At 65.6% G+C, this 17237-nt stretch carries 13 protein-coding genes and 1 riboswitch; of the genes, 7 read left to right on the plus strand and 6 right to left on the minus strand.

Annotated elements, in window-relative coordinates:
- The first annotated feature begins 79 nt into the window (after positions 1-79).
- Both FS777_RS06030 and FS777_RS06035 read left to right on the plus strand, forming a co-directional pair.
- Entirely contained in the window at positions 80-1075 is a 996-nt protein-coding gene (locus FS777_RS06030) for a threonine/serine dehydratase (protein ID WP_145254453.1), read from the plus strand.
- Positions 1072-2019, plus strand: coding sequence for an ornithine cyclodeaminase family protein (locus FS777_RS06035; protein WP_145254456.1), 948 nt, complete (start codon positions 1072-1074; stop codon positions 2017-2019). Before FS777_RS06030 ends, FS777_RS06035 begins: the two co-directional genes overlap by 4 nt.
- 11 nt (positions 2020-2030) lie before the next feature.
- Here FS777_RS06035 and codA read toward each other — a convergent pair whose 3' ends face one another.
- The 3 genes from codA to FS777_RS06050 all read right to left on the minus strand — a co-directional run bounded on the left by codA (position 2031) and on the right by FS777_RS06050 (position 4717).
- Positions 2031-3272 (minus strand): cytosine deaminase, encoded by a 1242-nt coding sequence (gene codA, locus FS777_RS06040; protein WP_145254459.1) that lies wholly within the window; start codon positions 3270-3272, stop codon positions 2031-2033.
- A gap of 138 nt (positions 3273-3410) precedes the next feature.
- Entirely contained in the window at positions 3411-4073 is a 663-nt protein-coding gene (gene tenA, locus FS777_RS06045) for a thiaminase II (protein ID WP_058639256.1), read from the minus strand.
- Positions 4070-4717: a TenA family protein gene (locus FS777_RS06050; protein WP_145254462.1), complete on the minus strand. Its 648-nt coding sequence runs from the start codon at positions 4715-4717 to the stop codon at positions 4070-4072. The genes tenA and FS777_RS06050 overlap by 4 nt, the downstream gene beginning before the upstream one ends.
- An 82-nt stretch (positions 4718-4799) precedes the next feature.
- Positions 4800-4916: riboswitch (TPP riboswitch) on the minus strand.
- A 134-nt stretch (positions 4917-5050) separates the two neighbouring features.
- Here FS777_RS06050 and FS777_RS06055 point away from each other — a divergent pair.
- Positions 5051-7138 (plus strand): bifunctional diguanylate cyclase/phosphodiesterase, encoded by a 2088-nt coding sequence (locus tag FS777_RS06055; RefSeq protein ID WP_145254465.1) that lies wholly within the window; start codon positions 5051-5053, stop codon positions 7136-7138.
- Between the two features lie 61 nt (positions 7139-7199).
- Complete coding sequence (locus FS777_RS06060; RefSeq protein ID WP_145254467.1) at positions 7200-8186, plus strand: site-specific integrase; 987 nt, start codon at positions 7200-7202, stop codon at positions 8184-8186.
- Positions 8187-8204: 18 nt separating this feature from the next.
- Here FS777_RS06060 and FS777_RS06065 read toward each other — a convergent pair whose 3' ends face one another.
- The gene (locus FS777_RS06065) at positions 8205-9344 is read right to left on the minus strand and encodes a glycerate kinase (protein ID WP_145254471.1); all 1140 of its coding nucleotides are present in this window, start codon (positions 9342-9344) and stop codon (positions 8205-8207) included.
- Positions 9345-9476: 132 nt separating this feature from the next.
- Positions 9477-10574 carry a sugar diacid recognition domain-containing protein gene (locus tag FS777_RS06070; RefSeq protein ID WP_078478641.1) on the minus strand — a complete coding sequence of 366 codons (1098 nt, stop codon included), beginning with the start codon at positions 10572-10574 and terminating at the stop codon, positions 9477-9479.
- A 161-nt stretch (positions 10575-10735) separates the two neighbouring features.
- Between FS777_RS06070 and FS777_RS06075 the strand changes: the two genes are divergently transcribed.
- From FS777_RS06075 to FS777_RS06085, 3 genes are all read left to right on the plus strand, one after another.
- Positions 10736-12064 carry an MFS transporter gene (locus FS777_RS06075; protein ID WP_058604562.1) on the plus strand — a complete coding sequence of 443 codons (1329 nt, stop codon included), beginning with the start codon at positions 10736-10738 and terminating at the stop codon, positions 12062-12064.
- 164 nt (positions 12065-12228) lie between these two features.
- Positions 12229-13749 carry an FAD-dependent oxidoreductase gene (locus tag FS777_RS06080; protein ID WP_058639252.1) on the plus strand — a complete coding sequence of 507 codons (1521 nt, stop codon included), beginning with the start codon at positions 12229-12231 and terminating at the stop codon, positions 13747-13749.
- Positions 13750-13833: 84 nt separating this feature from the next.
- Entirely contained in the window at positions 13834-15750 is a 1917-nt protein-coding gene (locus FS777_RS06085; protein WP_058639251.1) for a sigma-54-dependent Fis family transcriptional regulator, read from the plus strand.
- A 46-nt stretch (positions 15751-15796) separates the two neighbouring features.
- On the opposite strand, the gene aldA is transcribed toward FS777_RS06085, so the two are convergent.
- Positions 15797-17230 carry an aldehyde dehydrogenase gene (aldA, locus tag FS777_RS06090; protein ID WP_058639297.1) on the minus strand — a complete coding sequence of 478 codons (1434 nt, stop codon included), beginning with the start codon at positions 17228-17230 and terminating at the stop codon, positions 15797-15799.
- Between the last annotated feature and the right edge of the window lie 7 nt (positions 17231-17237).

A 17237-nucleotide genomic window follows, 5' to 3' on the forward strand; every position in this document is an offset into this window, starting at 1 on the left:
CCAGGCTGAAGAAGTGTTTGCACGAGCATGGACAATACGTCTACCGTAGACATTAATTCCATACGGAGCCTTATGCGCCATGTCCTACCTTGCACCGCCAACCGTCTGCGAACCCGACCTCAACGCTCTGTTCGAGGCGATCAAGCACGCTCATGCCGCTTTGCGGCCAGCCGTACGCACAACCCCGCTGACGCGCAGCCAGCACCTGTCAGCAACCACCGGCGTGGACGTATGGCTCAAGTGCGAACACCTGCAACCTACCGGTTCATTCAAGTTTCGCGGGGCCAGCAATAAAGTCAGGCTTTTGCCTGTGAGTGCACGTGAGCATGGCGTCATCGCCGCCTCGTCTGGCAACCATGGCCAGGCACTGGCCCTGGCCGGCAAAACCGCCGGGGTTCCGGTGACCCTTTACACCACCACTACGGCGTCAACCTATAAGGTCGAAGCCATGCGTAACCTCGGCGCTGAAGTGATCTGCCTGCCGACCGATCCCTTGAGCGCGGAGCTGGAAGCGGCCAGGCAAGCCCAGGCCAAGGGTGTGCCCTTCGTATCGCCCTACAACGATCTGCAGGTGATCGCCGGCCAGGGCACCATCGGCATGGAACTGTTCGAGCAGGCGCCAGACCTGGACGCCGTATTCGTCGCGGTGGGTGGTGGCGGCATGATCGCCGGCATTGGCGCTGCCCTGCGTACCCTGGCACCGGGTGTCGACATCATCGGCTGCTGGCCCGAGAACGACCCGGCCCTTGAGCAGTCGCTCAAGGCCGGCAGGATCATCGACGTACCTGCCAGTCCCACGCTGTCCGACGGCACGGCAGGCGGCGTCGAGCCAGGCGCCATCACCCTGCCCCTGTGCCAGGCCTTGCTCACCGATACTGTATTGGTCAGCGAAGCGCAAATACGCGCCGCCATGCGCGACATCGCCAGCAGCGAGCGGTGGATCATCGAAGGCGCGGCAGCTGTCGCAGTGGCCGCCATGAAAAAATGCGCGGACCGGTACCAAGGCAAACGCGTAGCTGTAGTGCTGTGTGGGCGGAACATCGCCCTGGATACCTTCCTCGAGGCCGTCAAATGAAGCTGATCACCAAGCCTCAGATCCTCGCGAGCCTGGACACCGAGCGGGCGCTCAGCGCCATCGAAGAGGGCTTTATCGCCTATTCCGCGGGCAACGTTCAGGTACCGCCTGTGCAGGCGTTTACCTTCGCCGAGACCAACGGGGATTGCTGCATCAAGTCTGCCTACAAAGTGGGCAGCCCCACCTTTACCGTCAAGGTGTCCACCGGCTTCTATGACAACCCGTCCAACGGCTTGCCCAGCAACGACGGGCTGATGATGGTGTTCTCGGCCCACACCGGCCAGCCGCTGGCCCTGCTCCAGGACCAAGGCTGGCTCACGGCGATGCGCACGGCACTGGCGGGACGGATCGCGGCCCGGCTGCTCGCGCCCTCACAGGTCAAGGCCATCGGCATCCTGGGCACAGGCATGCAGGCCAGCATGCAATTGGAGCAGTTGCGCAGCGTCACCTACTGCCGCCAGGTGATCGTCTGGGGGCGTCACGCCGAAGGACTAGGCGCTTACGTGACGATGGCGCGGGATCTTGGTTTTACCGTGCGCAGTACACACGACGCCGCGGAACTGGCGGGCCTTGCCAACCTCATCGTCAGCGCCACACCTTCGCGCGAGCCGCTGTTGCAGGCGCACTGGATACAACCGGGCACTCACATCACCGCTGTCGGTGCGGATGGCCCTGGCAAGCAAGAGCTGGACCCTGGGCTGGTCGCCAGGGCCGACCGCTTGGTCGTCGACTCGATCACCCAGTGCGCCCAATATGGCGAAGTGTCCCATGCGATCGGCAAAGGCCTGGTGACCGCAAACCAACTGGTCGAACTTGGCGCGCTGCTGGCAAGCCGAGCCCATGGCCGGGAGTCCGACGACCAGATCACGTTGGCTGACCTGACCGGCGTTGCCGTTCAGGATGCGCAGATCGCCGATTGTGTGCTGGCGGCCATCGGCGCCTGAAAGCGCCGGATTCAGAACTCGCGTTGTACCTGCGCAGGCCGGCGCCGCATCAGTACTTTTCCGTTGCGCACCGACACCAGCGCGTGGCCCTGGCTGCGCACCATCTCGTAGTCGTCCGGGGCCGAGAGCAGCAGCAGGTTCGCAGGGCGACCGGTCTCGATGCCATAGCGCTCACCCAGGTTCAAGGCGCGGGCACTGTTGTCGGTGATCAGGTCCAGGCAGCGCTGCAGGTCCTGATAGCCCAGCATGTGGCAAATGTGCAGGCCCGCCTCGAGCACGCGCAGGATATTGCCGTTGCCCAGGGGGTACCACGGATCGACGATCGAGTCCTGGCCGAAGCACACGTTCATGCCAGCACGGTCGAGTTCGGCGACACGGGTGACCCCACGGCGCTTCGGATAGGTATCAAAGCGCCCTTGCAGATGAATGCTCTCGGTAGGGCATGACACGAAGTTGATGCCGGACAGCTTCAACAGCCGAAACAGCTTCGAGCAGTAGGCATTGTCGTACGAACCCATGGCCACCGTGTGGCTGGCGGTCACCCTCGCCCCCATCTGCCGAACCCGAGCGTGTTCGGCCAGTACTTCCAGGAACCGTGACTGCGGATCGTCCGTCTCGTCGCAGTGCACGTCCACCAGGCAGCCGGTGCGTTCTGCCAAATCCATCAGGAACTGGATCGACGCCACACCCTGTTCACGGGTGTTCTCGAAATGGGGAATACCGCCCACCACATCGGCGCCGATGGCCACCGCCTCGGTCATCAATGTGCGGCCATCGGGGTACGATTCGATACCCTCCTGGGGAAAGGCAACGATCTGCAGATCGACCAGATCACGCACTTCATCGCGCACCTCGACCATGGCCTTGAGTGCCACCAGTCCCGGCTCGGTTACATCCACATGGGTGCGCACATGCTGGATGCCGTGATCGACCAGCATGTCGAGGGTGGTCTTGGCCCGGGTCTTGATGTCCTCATGGGTGGTGCTCTGCTTGCGCTGGGCCCAGCGCTCGATCCCCTCGAACAGCGTGCCGCTCATGTTCCACTCAGGCTGCCCGGCCGTCAGGGTCGCGTCGAGGTGGATGTGCGGCTCGACGAAAGGGGGGACCACCAGGTTCTGGGCGGCATCCAGATCGGCGCCGGCCACGGGCAGCACACCCTCGTTCTGCGCAGTGATCGCGCCAATGCGCTGACCGGCCAGTTCGATGCGGTACAGGCCAGGCTTGCCACGCAGCCGTGCGTTGATGATGTTCATGCTGTCCTTCCTCGTCCTGGATCGTCTTCGAGCGCTGCGGGCCAGTTGCGGCGATCATCCGCGTGCCCCCTTTTCCACTACAGCTTGCCAGCCAACGGCACACGGGGATAGTGGCGATCCAGGCATGCGGCTGCCCAGTCACGCCATGTCCAGCCCCATCTGCCAGAAATCGGCCTCCAGCCCCGAGGCCTGGGCAAAGATCGCGGCCAGTTCGGCAAATCGCTGATCCGTCAGGCTGCGCGCCGCCAACGAATCCAGGTGCGTGCGTGCAGCTGCTGCGACGGCCTGGTAGCCGGCACCGGCGTATTCGCCGATCCACTCGCGGTAGGGATGCGCGTCCAGATTGCCGATGCGTGCGGCCAGGGACTGCCCGATCTCGGCGTAGCCGATCACGCAGGGCGCCAGCGCCACGTGCAACTCCAGCAAGTCGCCAGCGGCACCGCAGTCCAGTACATACCGGGTGTACGCCACGGTGGCCGGGTGCTCGGGGGCCGCCTCGATGTCAGCCTGGCTCAGCCCCCAGCGTGCGCATAGACGCACGTGCAGGTCGGTTTCGTCGAGGATCGCCGCCAGCCCCGCCTGTGCGGCACGGATATCGGCCGGTCGCCTGCTCTTGTACGCCGCCAACGCCCAGGCGCGGGCAAACTGAATGAGGAAGAGATAGTCCTGCACCAGATAGGACCGAAAAGCGGCTTCGCTCAACGTGCCATCGCCCATCTGCTGCACGAAGGCATGGTCGACGTAACCGCGCCACTGCGGTGCAGCGGCCTGCTTGAGCCGATCAAAGATGTCCATGTTCATTGCGCCTGCGGGTAGATGGCGTCGAAGAAGGCCAACTCCAACGCGACGGTGCGCTGGTGAAAGTCCTGCGCCACCGCGGCATGCAGAGGGCCGACGCGGTCCAGTTCGGCGTGCAGGAACGCCACGAACGCCTGGAAATCCGGATTGTCGTGCAAGGTGATCCATTCAGCGTGGATGAAACGCGACGGCAGGGGTTTGGGCGCGCGCAGCGCCCAGTCCAGGTAAAGGCCTTCGGCGACGCTCAGCACTGCCAGCGCGGCGGCGTACGAGCGGGTGGCAGCCGCTTCGCGCATGATGGCTTTGAACGCCGCCGTGGGCACCGTGTCCATCGGCTCATCACGCTGCGCCGGGCTGACACCCAGCGCCTGGAACGCCCGCAGGAAGTAAGTGTTCTCCTCGCTGCTGATCATGCCCGCGAATCGCCCCAGGCGCAGGCGCGCCTCGAAGGTGTCGACCGTGGCGATGGCGGCGCCCAGCAACATCAGGAAGCTGTCCAGGAAGCGATGATCCTGGACCAGGTAGTCGACCATGATGGGATCAGGCAGGCTGCCGTCACACAGTTGGATCACGAAACGATGGCCGGTGGCGGCGGCCCATGTCGTCTCGCTCTGGCGGCGCAGGGTCTGGGTGAAACCTTCGGTCATGGCGCTGTCCTTGGTGAGGGTGACAGCGAGACCTGGGCAATGGTCATGAATCGGGTCTCGCCTTGAGACCGGCGGGAAGGCAGGCGGTATAGCACCCCATCCCTTCGCCGGCATTATCCGGATCAGGTTCGAAGGGTCACCGCGCTGCACCTGGCTCAGCGGTTTCTCAGCCCGTTATCGGGCTCCCCTTGGTAGCGGCAAGATATACCCGACTTGACCCGCCGCTGTCATCTTTGGTTCAGCCATCACTACAGGCTATTTGCCACCAGTCATGGCGCTGTCATGTTGCTGCCGTAATGTCCGGGCCTCACACAAGGCCGGGAAACACTGCAATTGATACGACGTTCACTTTCCTCGGCGACCCTGCTCAGGCTGCTGATCCTGCTGCTGTGCGCTGCTACGCTGACCTTTCTGTGGGGGGTGCATGTTGCTCAGAAAGCCACCGCTCGCCAGGATGCTCTGACCAACCGTGGCAACGAACATCAGCGGCTGGCCAACGTGCTCGCCGAAAACGTCAGCCAATGGCTCGACCGTGCGCACGCCGCTGCCGAGGGCACAGCGTGTGCGACCTCCTCCCCGGTCCTCATGCCCGTGCCTGAGCAGCCCGAGGCATGCGATACGTTGGTTGCAGTGCAGCTTGCCGCCCACCCCTTGGCGCAATTGCTGCAACAGGTGGATCTGGGCGATTCTACCCGCGTGAGTGTGTTGAAGGCCGACGGGACGGAACGCCTGCGCCTCGGTAATCGCGGCTTGTTGCCGATCACACCTGCCTTGCAGCCGGCACTGCCAACCGATGGCACCCCTGCGGGCGTGCTGACCCAGTACTTGGAAGGTGATCCTTACCAGAGCGTCTTCAGGCATCGGCCCGAGCACGGTTTTACCCTTGTCATCAGCCAGCGCGAGAACGAGATCACCGGGCCCATCGACGCGGCCTGTGCCCGGCAGTTCTGGCTGACACTGGGCATGACACTGATGATCCTGGCCAGCCTGGCCTGGACCCTGCGCCTGCTGCGCAAGCGCCAGGAAGCCTTCACGGCGCTGGAACACGCCCAGCAGATCAACCAGCAACTGATTGGGCGCCTGGAAGATGCACACCGGCGCAGCAGTCATGCCGCCGCTACCGATCATCTCAGCGGCCTGCACAACCGCCGTCAATTCGTCGAAGTGGCAGGTGCCGCGCTCGTCCATCAGCGTGGCAGGCGGCAACTGGTGGCCATCCTCTTCATCGACATGGACCGTTTCAAGTCCATCAATGATTCGCTGGGCCATAAAGTCGGTGACCTGTTGCTGCAGGCTGTGGCCGGCCGTATCCAGCGCTTGCTCGAACCGGGCGATGAAGCCTCGCGCTTTGGCGGCGATGAGTTCGTCGTACTGCTCGCAGGCGAGCGCAGCGAGGAGCAGATCGATGCTTGGGTACGCGAACTGGCCCGCAGGCTTTCTGCCACGTATGCCCTGGAAGGACAAGAGGTCAACACCAGTCCCAGTATCGGGGTCAGCATCTGCCCGCGCGATGGCCAGGACATCGACAGCCTGGTGCGCAGCGCCGATGCGGCCATGTATTCGGCCAAGCAGGCCGGCCGCGCGCAGTACCGCTATTTCGACCCCTCCCTGAACGTGGCCGACATCCAGGCATTTTCCTTGGAGCAGGCGTTTGGCGCTGCACTGGCAGGCAGGCAATTCGTCTTGCACTACCAGCCGCAGATCGGCCTCGATGACCACAAGGTCGCAGGCTTTGAAGCGCTTGTACGTTGGCAGCATCCCGAGTTCGGCCTGCTCTACCCCGACCGTTTCATCGCTCTGGCCGAACGCAGCGGCTTCATTGTCGAGTTGGGCTGGGAAGTCCTTCGCCTGGCCTGCGAGGCCTTGTCGGCCTGGCACAGGGAAAGCCGCCAGGTCCGCCTGGCCGTCAACGTGTCTGCCTTGCAGTTGCGTCAGCCTGACTTCACTGTGCGCCTGCTCGACCAACTGAGCGAGCACGGCATTGCCCCCGAGCATCTGGAGCTTGAGATCACCGAAACCACCATCCTCGACCCTGAGGGCCCGGCGATCGCGCATCTACACCGGCTGCGCCAGGCAGGCATCGGGATCAGCCTGGACGACTTTGGCCGAGGCTACGCAGGCTTCGCCCATCTGCATGCACTGCCTCTGAGCAAACTGAAGATTGATCGATCCTTGATCGCCTCGCTGTCCAACAGTCCGGACGACAGCCCCATCGTGGCCTCCACCATCATCCTGGCCAAACGCCTGGGCCTGGTGGTGGTGGCCGAAGGCGTGGAAACCCGCGAGCAGGTCGTGTGCCTGCGCCTGGCGGGGTGCGACGTTGCTCAGGGCTATCATTTCAGCCGGCCCCTGTCCGCCGCGCAGCTGCGTGACTACGTGCCGTTCAAGCATCAGGCGCAGCCCCTGGCCGCGTTGCACTGAAGCGAAGAAGAGCGTGCAAACCCTGGCAAACCCTTGGTACCGACAGGCCTCAAGGTTTAAGGTGGCACCACTGCATCCATCCGCCGACGCCCGCACCATGACCGATATCGAGCGCTACCTGCGCGCCGCCACGCGTGACAACACCCGCCGCAGCTACCAGGCGGCGGTGGATCATTTCGAGACGCAATGGGGCGGTTTTCTGCCGGCCACTGCCGAAAGCATCGCCCGGTACCTGGCCGACCACGCCCAGCAGCATGCGGTCAGTACCCTGCGCCAGCGCCTGGCGGCCCTCAGCCAGTGGCACATCAGCCAAGGCTTCCCCGACCCCACCAAAGCACCAGTGGTGCGCCAGGTCCTGCGCGGCATCCGCACGCTGCATCCCACCCCGCCCAGGCAGGCAGCGCCATTGCTGCTGCAACATGTGCAAACGGCCGTGACCTGCTTCGAGGAGGAAGCCCGCCAAGCCCAGGCGAACCACGACATGGCCGGGCTGCGCCGCGCCCGGCGCGACACGGCGCTGCTGCTGTTGGGGTTCTGGCGTGGCTTTCGCGGCGATGAACTGGCGCGCTTGCGGGTCGAGCACATACAGGCCGAAGCGGGCGTGGGCATCACGCTGTTTGTGCCGCGCAGCAAAGGCGACCGCGAGGCACTTGGCGTGCAGCACCGCACCCCGGCCCTGAAGGCCCTATGCCCGGTAACGGCCTACCTGCAATGGCTGCAGGTGACCGGCATCGCCCACGGTCCGGTGTTCCGCAAGCTCGACCGCTGGGGCAATCTCGGTGACCAGCCGCTCAACAGCAACAGCCTGGTGGGCCTGCTGCGGCGCATGTTGGCCCGCGCCCAGGTGCCAGCTGCGCTGTATACCGGTCACTCCCTGCGTCGCGGCTTCGCCACCTGGGCCAGCGCCAATGGCTGGGAGCTCAAGTCGCTCATGAGCTACGTAGGCTGGAAGGACGCCAAGTCGGCGCTGCGCTACATCGATTCGACGCAGCGTTTCGGCGACCTGGCCGTGTTGCCCAGCACACCCCTGCCGGTGCTGGCACCCTGAGCTGCGCGCTTCATCTGCTCAGACGCGCTTGACCCAGGCCCAGAGCCGACCGATGTCACAGGCGCGGGCTTGCAGCAGGCGGGAGGTGTCGCGGCAGGCCTGTTCCAACGTCATGGGGCCGTCCACCAGCGCAAAGGCGGCATCTACCCCATGGGCGTACAGCTGCTGATAGCCCTCGCCGAGCATGCCCGCCAGCACGACCACCGGCACGCCATGACGCTTGGCGACCCGGGCCACGCCCATCGGCGTCTTGCCGCGCAGGGTCTGGGCATCAAAACGGCCCTCCCCGGTCACCACCAGGTCCGCGTCCCTGACATGGGCTTGCAGGCCGGCCAGTTCGGCCACCACTTCCACGCCGGCCCGGAACTGGGCACCCATGAAGGCCCTGGCCGCAAAGCCCGTGCCCCCGGCGGCGCCGCAGCCTGGGTAATCACGCACATCCTGGCCCAGCAAGCGGGCGCAGTGGTCGGCGAAGTGACCGAGCGCCTGGTCGAGGGCCTGAACCTGTTGCGGGCTGGCCCCCTTCTGCGGCCCGAAGATGGCCGATGCGCCCTGGTGGCCGCACAGCGGGTTGTCCACATCAGCCGCCACTTCGAAATTTACGTGCGCCAGGCGCGGGTCCAGCCCGCTGGCATCGATCCGCGCCAGGCCGGCCAGGGCAAGGCCACCCTCGGCCAGTGGCTGATTGTCTGCATCCAGCAGTCGCAGGCCCAAGGCGCGCAGCATGCCACTGCCCGCATCATTGGTGGCACTGCCGCCGATCGCCAGCACGACGCGCTGCGCGCCGGCGTCGAGCGCCGCGGCGACCAGCTCACCGGTGCCCCAGGTGCAACTGCGGCAGGCGTCGCGCTGACCGGTGGGCACCTGTTGCAGGCCGCTGGCCTGCGCCATTTCGATGATTGCGGTGCGGCTCTGGGGCAGCCAGCCCCAGCCCGCCGCCACAGCTGTGCCCAAGGGGCCGCGTACGGTAAGCCGGCGCAGCTCGCCGTCGCTGGCGGCAAGAATGGCCTGCATCGTGCCTTCGCCACCGTCGGCCATGGGGCACTCGATCAACTGGGCGTCGGGCAGTGCTTCGGCCAGGCCAGCAGCGATGGCGCGCGCCACGTCTGCCGCCTCGAGGCTGTCCTTGAACGAGTCAGGCGCGATGACGATCTTCATGATGATTCTCCTGTCCGGGTAGCGGCATGCTGACAGCTGGCCCGCGAAGCGGCGTCGGTCAAATGCACAAACCGCCCGACGGATTGTTTGGGCAGATGCCAGCGCCAGGCGACAGTGCCCAGCCGGCTATGGCTATCGGATGGGCAGCAACTGCAGCCCCAGGTACAAACTGAGCATGCCCTCCAGGCGCATGGGGTCCACCTCGCCCAGCTCGGCGATGCGTTCAAGCCTGTAACGTAGGCTGTTGCGGTGAATACCCAGCGCCTCGGCACACGCCTGGCTCTGACCATCATGGGCACACCAGGCGCGCAGCGTAGCCAGCAATTGCCCACTGCTGTCGCGGGCCTGAATGCGCAGCAACGGCTCGAGCAGTTCGTCCAGCGCCTCATCGTTGCGATGGCGCCAGAGCAAGGCTGGCAGGCGATAGCGCTGCAAGCTCAGCAGCCGTTCCTGGGGCACCACCTCACGCCCATAGGCCAGCAGGTCGCGCACACGCCGGTAGCCGCGGCGCAGCTGCTCAAGACCCTGCGCGGCGGTACCCATGGCCGAGCGCTCCACCGCCCAACCGTGCCGCTCGATGCGCTCGACCAGCCGTGATACCTCCAGCGCCACGCCTGCCGGGCGACACCACAGCAGCGAGTGGCGCGCTGGGCTCACGCACCAACTGTCGGGGTAGCGGCTCATCAGCCAGCCTGCCAGCGCTTCGGCATCGGGCCCGCTGGCCAACTCGAACAGGCAGGGAATGCGTGGTAGCTGCGGTTTCAGGCCCAGTTGGCGTGCCTCGTCCAGCAGCCGTGAGGCGTCGCCGGTCCCGCCCAGCAGCAAGGCCAGCAAATCGTCGCAGCGCTGCTTGCGCCACTGCTGATCGGCCTGCAGGTGACGCTGGGCCAGCAGCATTTCGGCGGTCATGCGCACCAGCTCGGCATACACCCGAACCTGCTGCGGATCACCCGTCAGCCCCAAGACGCCCATCAGGCGGTCGTCGAGCATCAGCGGCAGGTTCACCCCCGGCTGCACCCCCTTCAGGCAGCGTGCCGCCTCCTGGTCGAGCTCCACGTTGCGGCCATTGGCGAGCACCAGCTGGGCGCCTTCGTGCCGTGTGTTGATACGCTCCGGCTCGCCGCTGCCCAGGATCAGGCCCTGGCTGTCCATGACGTTGACGTTGCAGGGCAGAATGGCCATGGCGCGGTCTACGATATCCTGTGCCAGGTCGTGGTCGAGTTCGAACATTCAACGGTCCTTGGGGGCGTGCGGTTGGGCTCGGGCACAGCAGCAAGGCCCATGGCCTGTGCAAAAGCACAAAGACAGCCACGCCGCCGTCCCCGAGACTCGTTCAGGCGAGCGCCGGAACAGGCGACGCGGTGACAACCATAACAACAGAGAACCCGATCATGGCACACAGCCCCGCCCCTGACCAAGGCACGGACACCACCCGCAATGCGCTGTACCGGCGCATCACCTTGCGGCTGATTCCGTTCATTTTCATCTGCTACCTGTTCAACTACCTCGACCGCGTCAACGTCGGCTTCGCCAAGCTGCAGATGCTCGACGCGCTCAAGTTCAGCGAAACCGTCTACGGCCTCGGTGCCGGTATCTTCTTCATCGGCTACGTCCTGTGCGGCCTTCCGAGCAATCTGGCGCTCAACCGCTTCGGCCCACGGCGCTGGATCGCCTTGATGATGATTGCCTGGGGCAGCTTGTCCACCTGTCTGCTGTTCGTGACGACCCCCACCGAGTTCTATGCCCTGCGCCTGCTCACAGGTGCCGCCGAGGCAGGCTTCTTCCCAGGCGTGGTGCTGTACCTCTCGCGCTGGTTCCCCGGTGCGCGCCGTGGCCGCATCATGGCCTTGTTCATGTCCGCGATCCCGGTCTCGGGCCTGTTGGGCAGCCCGTTCTCCGGCTGGATCCTCGAGCATTTTGCAGCCGGGCAACATGGCCTTGCCGGCTGGCAATGGATGTTCCTGATTCAAGGGCTGCCGACCGTTGCGCTCGGCGTGCTGGCGGTGTTCCTGCTCAGCGATGGCTACCAGAAAGCGGCCTGGCTGAGCGATGATGAACGCCGGCTGATCGCCGCCGACCTGCAGGCCGATGCCGACAGCAAGCCGCCCACCACGGGCGACAGCGTTCTGGCCGTGCTGGCCAACCCGCTGATCTGGACCTTCGGCTTCATCTACTTCTGCATCCAGAGCGGTGTGTACGCGATCAACTTCTGGCTGCCTTCGATCATCAAGAACATGGGCTTCGACAACCCCCTGCTCATTGGCTGGTTGAGCGCCATTCCCTACTTGCTGGCCGGGGTTTTCATGATCCTGTGCGGGCGCTCGGCGGACCTTCGCAACGAGCGCCGCTGGCACTTGGTAGTGCCGATGCTGATGGGCGCTGTGGGCCTGCTGATGGCGGTGAATTTCGCGGCTACTCCGGCGATCGCCATCCTGGGCCTGTCCATCGCCACCATGGGCGCCCTCACCGGCCTGCCGATGTTCTGGCCGATGCCCACGGCCTTGCTCAGCGCGGGTGCGGCCGTAGCGGGCCTGGCCCTGATCAACTCGGTCGGCCAAATGGCGGGCTTTCTCAGCCCTTATCTGGTCGGGTTCATCAAGGACCAGACCGGTTCGACCGACGCTGCCCTCTACGCCCTGGCGGCGCTGATCGTGGTGGGTAGCCTGGTGGCCCTGCGCGCCACCCGTACCCTTACGCCCGCACCTGCCACAGCCGACTGACGGTCGCGCCAACGGCGCTTGCTCGTACGGGTCATACGGTCCCGTGCGAGCAAGATTGACCATCCCTTGTGCCCGTACTGCGCTCCAGTCGTCAGCTCGACGCAGCCCGACCGGGCAAATCGGCGTCGAACCCTTCCAGAGGCCCCCCCTTTGGAGAATTCACCATGACCGAACACGCCGTGGCCCGCCTGGCCGACCTCGATGAACACACCCCCCTGCGCGTGGAAGCCGGTAGCGAAGAGCTGATCATCGTCCGTCAGGGCGATCAGGTGCGTGCTTTTCAGGGCAACTGTCCTCATGCAGGCGCGCCGCTGGATGAGGGCCGCGTCTGCGGCGGCTTGCTGATTTGCCCATGGCACAAGGCCGCGTTCGCCGTGGACGAGGGGGCCGTGTGCGAGCCCCCTGCCCTGACCGACCTGCGCCGCTACAAGGCCTGGGTCAAGGATGACCAAGTGTGGGTGGACGACCGCCCTTTGCCCAAGGCGCGCCCGCCCCGGCACAGCGATGCGCGGTGTTTCGTGGTGCTGGGGGCCGGTGCGGCAGGCAGTGCCGCCGTGGTCACGTTGCTTCGCCATGGCTTCAACGGCCGCCTGGTGTGGATCGACCAGGAGCGCCAGCCGGCCTACGACCGCACGGCCCTGAGCAAATTCGTGCTCGCAGGCCAGATGGCCCCGGATGAGGTGCCGATGCTGCTGGAGCCTGATGACCTGCGGATGGGGCAACTGGAGCGTCGGCACGCCAAGGTCCGCTCGCTCAATGCCCAGAAACGCCAGCTCCTGCTGGCCGACGGCCAGCGCATTGACTACGACGCCTGTCTGCTCGCCACGGGCGCCAAGGCCCAGCGCCCGGATATCCCGGGGCGTGACCTGCCTGGCGTCTTCACGCTGCGCGCGCGCGCGGACGCGGCGCAACTGCTCGATGCCGTGGAACCGGGTAAACCGGTTGTGATCGTGGGCGACAGTTTCATCGGCCTGGAAGCGGCCTCGGCGTTGAGCGAATACGGTGCCCAGGTCCATGTAATCGGACGGCACGATGTCCCGCTGGCCAAGCAGCTGGGCGAGCGCATCGGCCGGGCGATTCGTGCCTTGCACGAGCGCAAGGGCGTCACTTTCCATGGCCCGGCCGAGGTGAAGGCGATCGAAGGCGTAGATCAGGTCGAAGCGGTCGTGCTTGGCAGCGGCGAGCGCGTGGACTGCCAGGCGGTGCTGCTGGGAACGGGGGTAGCCCCGGCCACGGCTTTTCTCAATGGGGTGTCGCTGGCCGACGACCATGGCGTGCCGGTCAACGGTGAAATGCAGGTGGCCGAAGGCCTGTGGGCGGCGGGTGACATGGCCAGCTTCCCACTCGCCGGCCAATCGGTGCGCATCGAACACTGGCGGCTGGCGCAGCAACACGGCGTCATCGCCGCGGCAAACATGCTGGGCCAGCAGCGCCGCTACGCCGACGTGCCGTTTTTCTGGACCTATCACCATGGGCAGCGGTTCGAAGTGCTCGGCCACGCTCGGCAGTGGGACGCCATCACCTTCGTCGGCGCCCCGGAAAGCGGGGATTTCATTGCGCTGCAATGCCTGGCGGATCAGGTGCAGGCCGTGGTGGCCAAGGGTTATGCCTCAGCCATGATGCAGCTGTCGCAACGCATGAAGCGGCCGCTGACCACCGCCGAGGCACTCGAACTGATCCACTGAGCGCCCTGGCCGCGCGTCTGGGCTGGCAGCGCGCCATCAGCTAGGGTTATCTTCACCCCTGATAACAATAACTGTGGAGCGCCCATGCCCGCTCATAACCCTGCCTCGGAACTGGCGGCCTTCGTCGACAGTCACTTCGGCCACCGCGGCCTGGTCCCGGAAGCGGTGATCGCCGAATCCTGGTACCGCAGTGTCACCCAGCACCGCCTGGACCCAAGTGTGCACCCGACGGACAATATGCTCAGTGCCGCCGAAATCCGCCAGCTGCAAGCCCAGCACCAGGCCTACCTGACCCTCGCCAGCCAGGGCGTGAGTGGCTTGGCCCGGCGGGTGGCCGATGCAGGTTTTGCCGTTTTGCTCAGCGATGCGGCGGGGGTCACGCTCGATGCCCGCCTGCCTGCCGACGCCGGGCACTTCACCGGGTCCGGGCTGGTGGTGGGGGCGCGCTGGGACGAGTCCATCGCCGGCACCAACGGCATCGGCACCGCGCTGGCCTCACAACAGGCGCTGACCATTCACCGTCAGGAACATTTCCTGGCCAGCAATGCCCGGCTCAGTTGCTCGGTCTCGCCGATTTTCGACAGCCATAACCACCTGCTGGGTTGCCTGAACGCGACCTGCTTGTACAACGATGGGCCCAAGCAGGCCCAGCACCTGACCTTGCAATTGGTGACGCTGTACGCGCGGCTGATCGAAAACGCGCACTTTCGCCAGCGTTACCGCGACTGCCTGACCCTCGCGGTCAAGCCCTGCGACGGCGATGCGGACCTGGCAGCCGAGCAACTGCTGGCCCTCGACGAGGGTGGGCGTATTGTCGGGGCCAACCGGGCCGCGTTCAACAGCAACCCCCATGCCCTGCTCGGCCTGCGTATCGAGCAGGTGTTGAGTGCCGACATCGACCAGTTGCTGGCCCTGACCCAGGGCGGTGCCAGGGGCACGCAGCTGTACGATGCGAGCCAGGTCACGGGCCTTGAGGTTGGGCTGCGCGTGCCGCGCGCTTATCGCCCTTCGGCCCTGGCTGCACCAGCGGCCTCTGCCAACGCGCATCCGACACTCGACCAGCTGGCCGGCGGCGACCCGCAGCTGCAGCACGCCGTCGCGCGCCTGCGCAAGGTGCTGGACAAGGACATCGCGCTGCTGCTCAGCGGTGAAACCGGCACCGGCAAGGAAGCGTTCGCTCGCGCCCTGCACCAGGCAAGCGCCCGAAGCGCCCGGCCTTTCGTGGCGCTCAATTGCGCTGCCATTCCCGAAGCACTGATCGAAAGCGAATTGTTCGGCTACCGGCCCGGCAGCTTCACCGGGGCGGACCGCAAGGGCATGAAAGGCAAGCTGGAACAGGCCAACGGCGGCACGCTGTTTCTCGATGAAATAGGCGACATGCCGGCTGATCTGCAAACCCGTCTGCTAAGGGTGCTGGCGGAACGGGAGCTGGTGGCGCTGGGGGCGGCCACCCCAGTGAGGCTGGATATTCAGGTGATATCGGCGACGCACCAGGACCTGACTGCCAGAATCGCCACCCACCAGTTCCGCGAGGACCTCTACTACCGGCTCTGTGGCATGCGCATCACGCTGCCGGCGCTGCGCGAGCGCAGTGACCGGGCGCACGTGATCGAGGGTCTGCTGGCACGTCTGGCACCAGGGCTGAACCTGTCAGCACCTGCACACGCCGCCCTGCTGGCCTACTCCTGGCCGGGTAACATTCGCCAACTGCTCAATGCCCTGCGCCAGGGCGCGGCCCTGGCAGAAGGCGGGTGCATCGAACTGGCCGACCTGCCCGCCGAGTTGCAGCTTGGGCAGGTCGAACCGAGCAGGACAATCTGCGCAACGCCGCAGCTTGGGCAGCAGGTCGAGGAGGCTGAAGCTGACCATCTGCTAACGCTGCTGCGCCGTACCCAGTGGAACATGAGCGCCGCCGCCCAGGCCGCTGGCATCTCGCGCTCCACGTTGTACCGCAAGATCAGGCGCCACGGCATCGTGCAACCCAATCGCCAGGGCCACTGAGCCCAGTGCCCTGCCGTGACGGCGGGGCACTGGCAACTGCCGAGCTTCAACCCTGGATGTAGACCACCTGCGTGCGCGTGTACTCATAGAGCCCATGCTTACCGTCGGCCCCGCCTATGCCCGACTTGCGGGCCCCGGCGTGGAAGCCTTGCATGGCCTCGAAGTTTTCGCGGTTGATGTAGGTCTCGCCAAAGTCGATTTCCCGGCATGCCTTGAGCGCGGCGTTCAGATCGCGGGTATAGAGCGACGAGGTCAGCCCGTACTCGCTGTCGTTGGCCAGGGCAATGGCTTCGTCCAGGTCCTCCACCACCTGGATCGGTAATACCGGCCCGAAGATTTCCTTGCGCATGATCTCCATGTCGCCCGCGCAGCCTGCCAGCACGGTGGGCTGATAATGAAAACCGCTGCCAAGGTCGGCCACCTGCCCGCCCGTGACCACCTGCGCGCCCTGGGCCTGGGCGGTGCGCACCATCTGCGCCACCTTGTCCAGGCCGGCCTGGTTGATCAGCGGCCCCATGTGCAGGTCCTCCTGCGTCGATGGGTCCCCATAGCGCGTGGCGGCCATCGCCTGGGCCACCTGATCGATGAACCGATCAGCCACCTGGCGCGCCACGTACACGCGCTCTGCGCAGTTGCACACCTGTCCGGTGTTGATCACCCGCGAGGCGACGATCGCGTTCACTGCCAGGTTCAGGTCGGCATCGGCCAACACGATGGCAGGCGCCTTGCCGCCCAGTTCCAAGTTCAGCTTGGTGATGTTCGGCGCCGCCGCTGCCATGATCCGTGCACCGGTCGCCACACTGCCGGTGAAACTCACCATATCCACGCCGGGGTGACTGGACAGGCCGTGGCCCACGGCGGCGCCTGTGCCGCCGACCACGTTGAACACCCCGGGTGGCAGGCCGGTTTCGGCCACCAGCCGGGCGAACGCGTAGCAGTTGATCGGGGTTTCCTCACTGGGCTTGACCACGATGGTGTTGCCGGTGATGAGCGCCGGCGCCATCTTGCGGGCGATCAGGAAGAACGGGAAGTTCCACGGCAGAATGCCTGCCACCACGCCCACCGGTTTGCGCATGAGAAACACATGCTCGGCCTGACGGTCGCTGGTCAACACCTCACCTTCCAGGCGCCGCGCCCACTCGGCCATGTAGTCCAGATAATCGGCCGTGAAGCCGACTTCCACCTGGGCCAGAGCCGGGACCTTGCCGCCTTCCAGGGTAATGGTCCGGGCCAGCTGGTCGGCATTGGCCCGTATCCGGCTCGCGATAGCACGCAGGTAGCCCGCGCGTTCCTGCGCAGGCCGGGCTGCCCAGGCCTTCTGAGCCCGGCGTGCCGCGCTCACGGCCTGGTCGACCTGAGCCTGCGAGGACTCAGGCACGCGACCGAGCAACTGGCCGTTGGCCGGATTATGGACCTCAAGCAAGGCTTCACCGGGTTCGAACCGGTTGTCGATGAAGTTCTGGTAGACCGAATCGTTCATGGGCATT

The organism is Pseudomonas sp. DE0157 (assembly GCF_007678615.1).
Lineage (GTDB): Bacteria > Pseudomonadota > Gammaproteobacteria > Pseudomonadales > Pseudomonadaceae > Aquipseudomonas > Aquipseudomonas parafulva_B.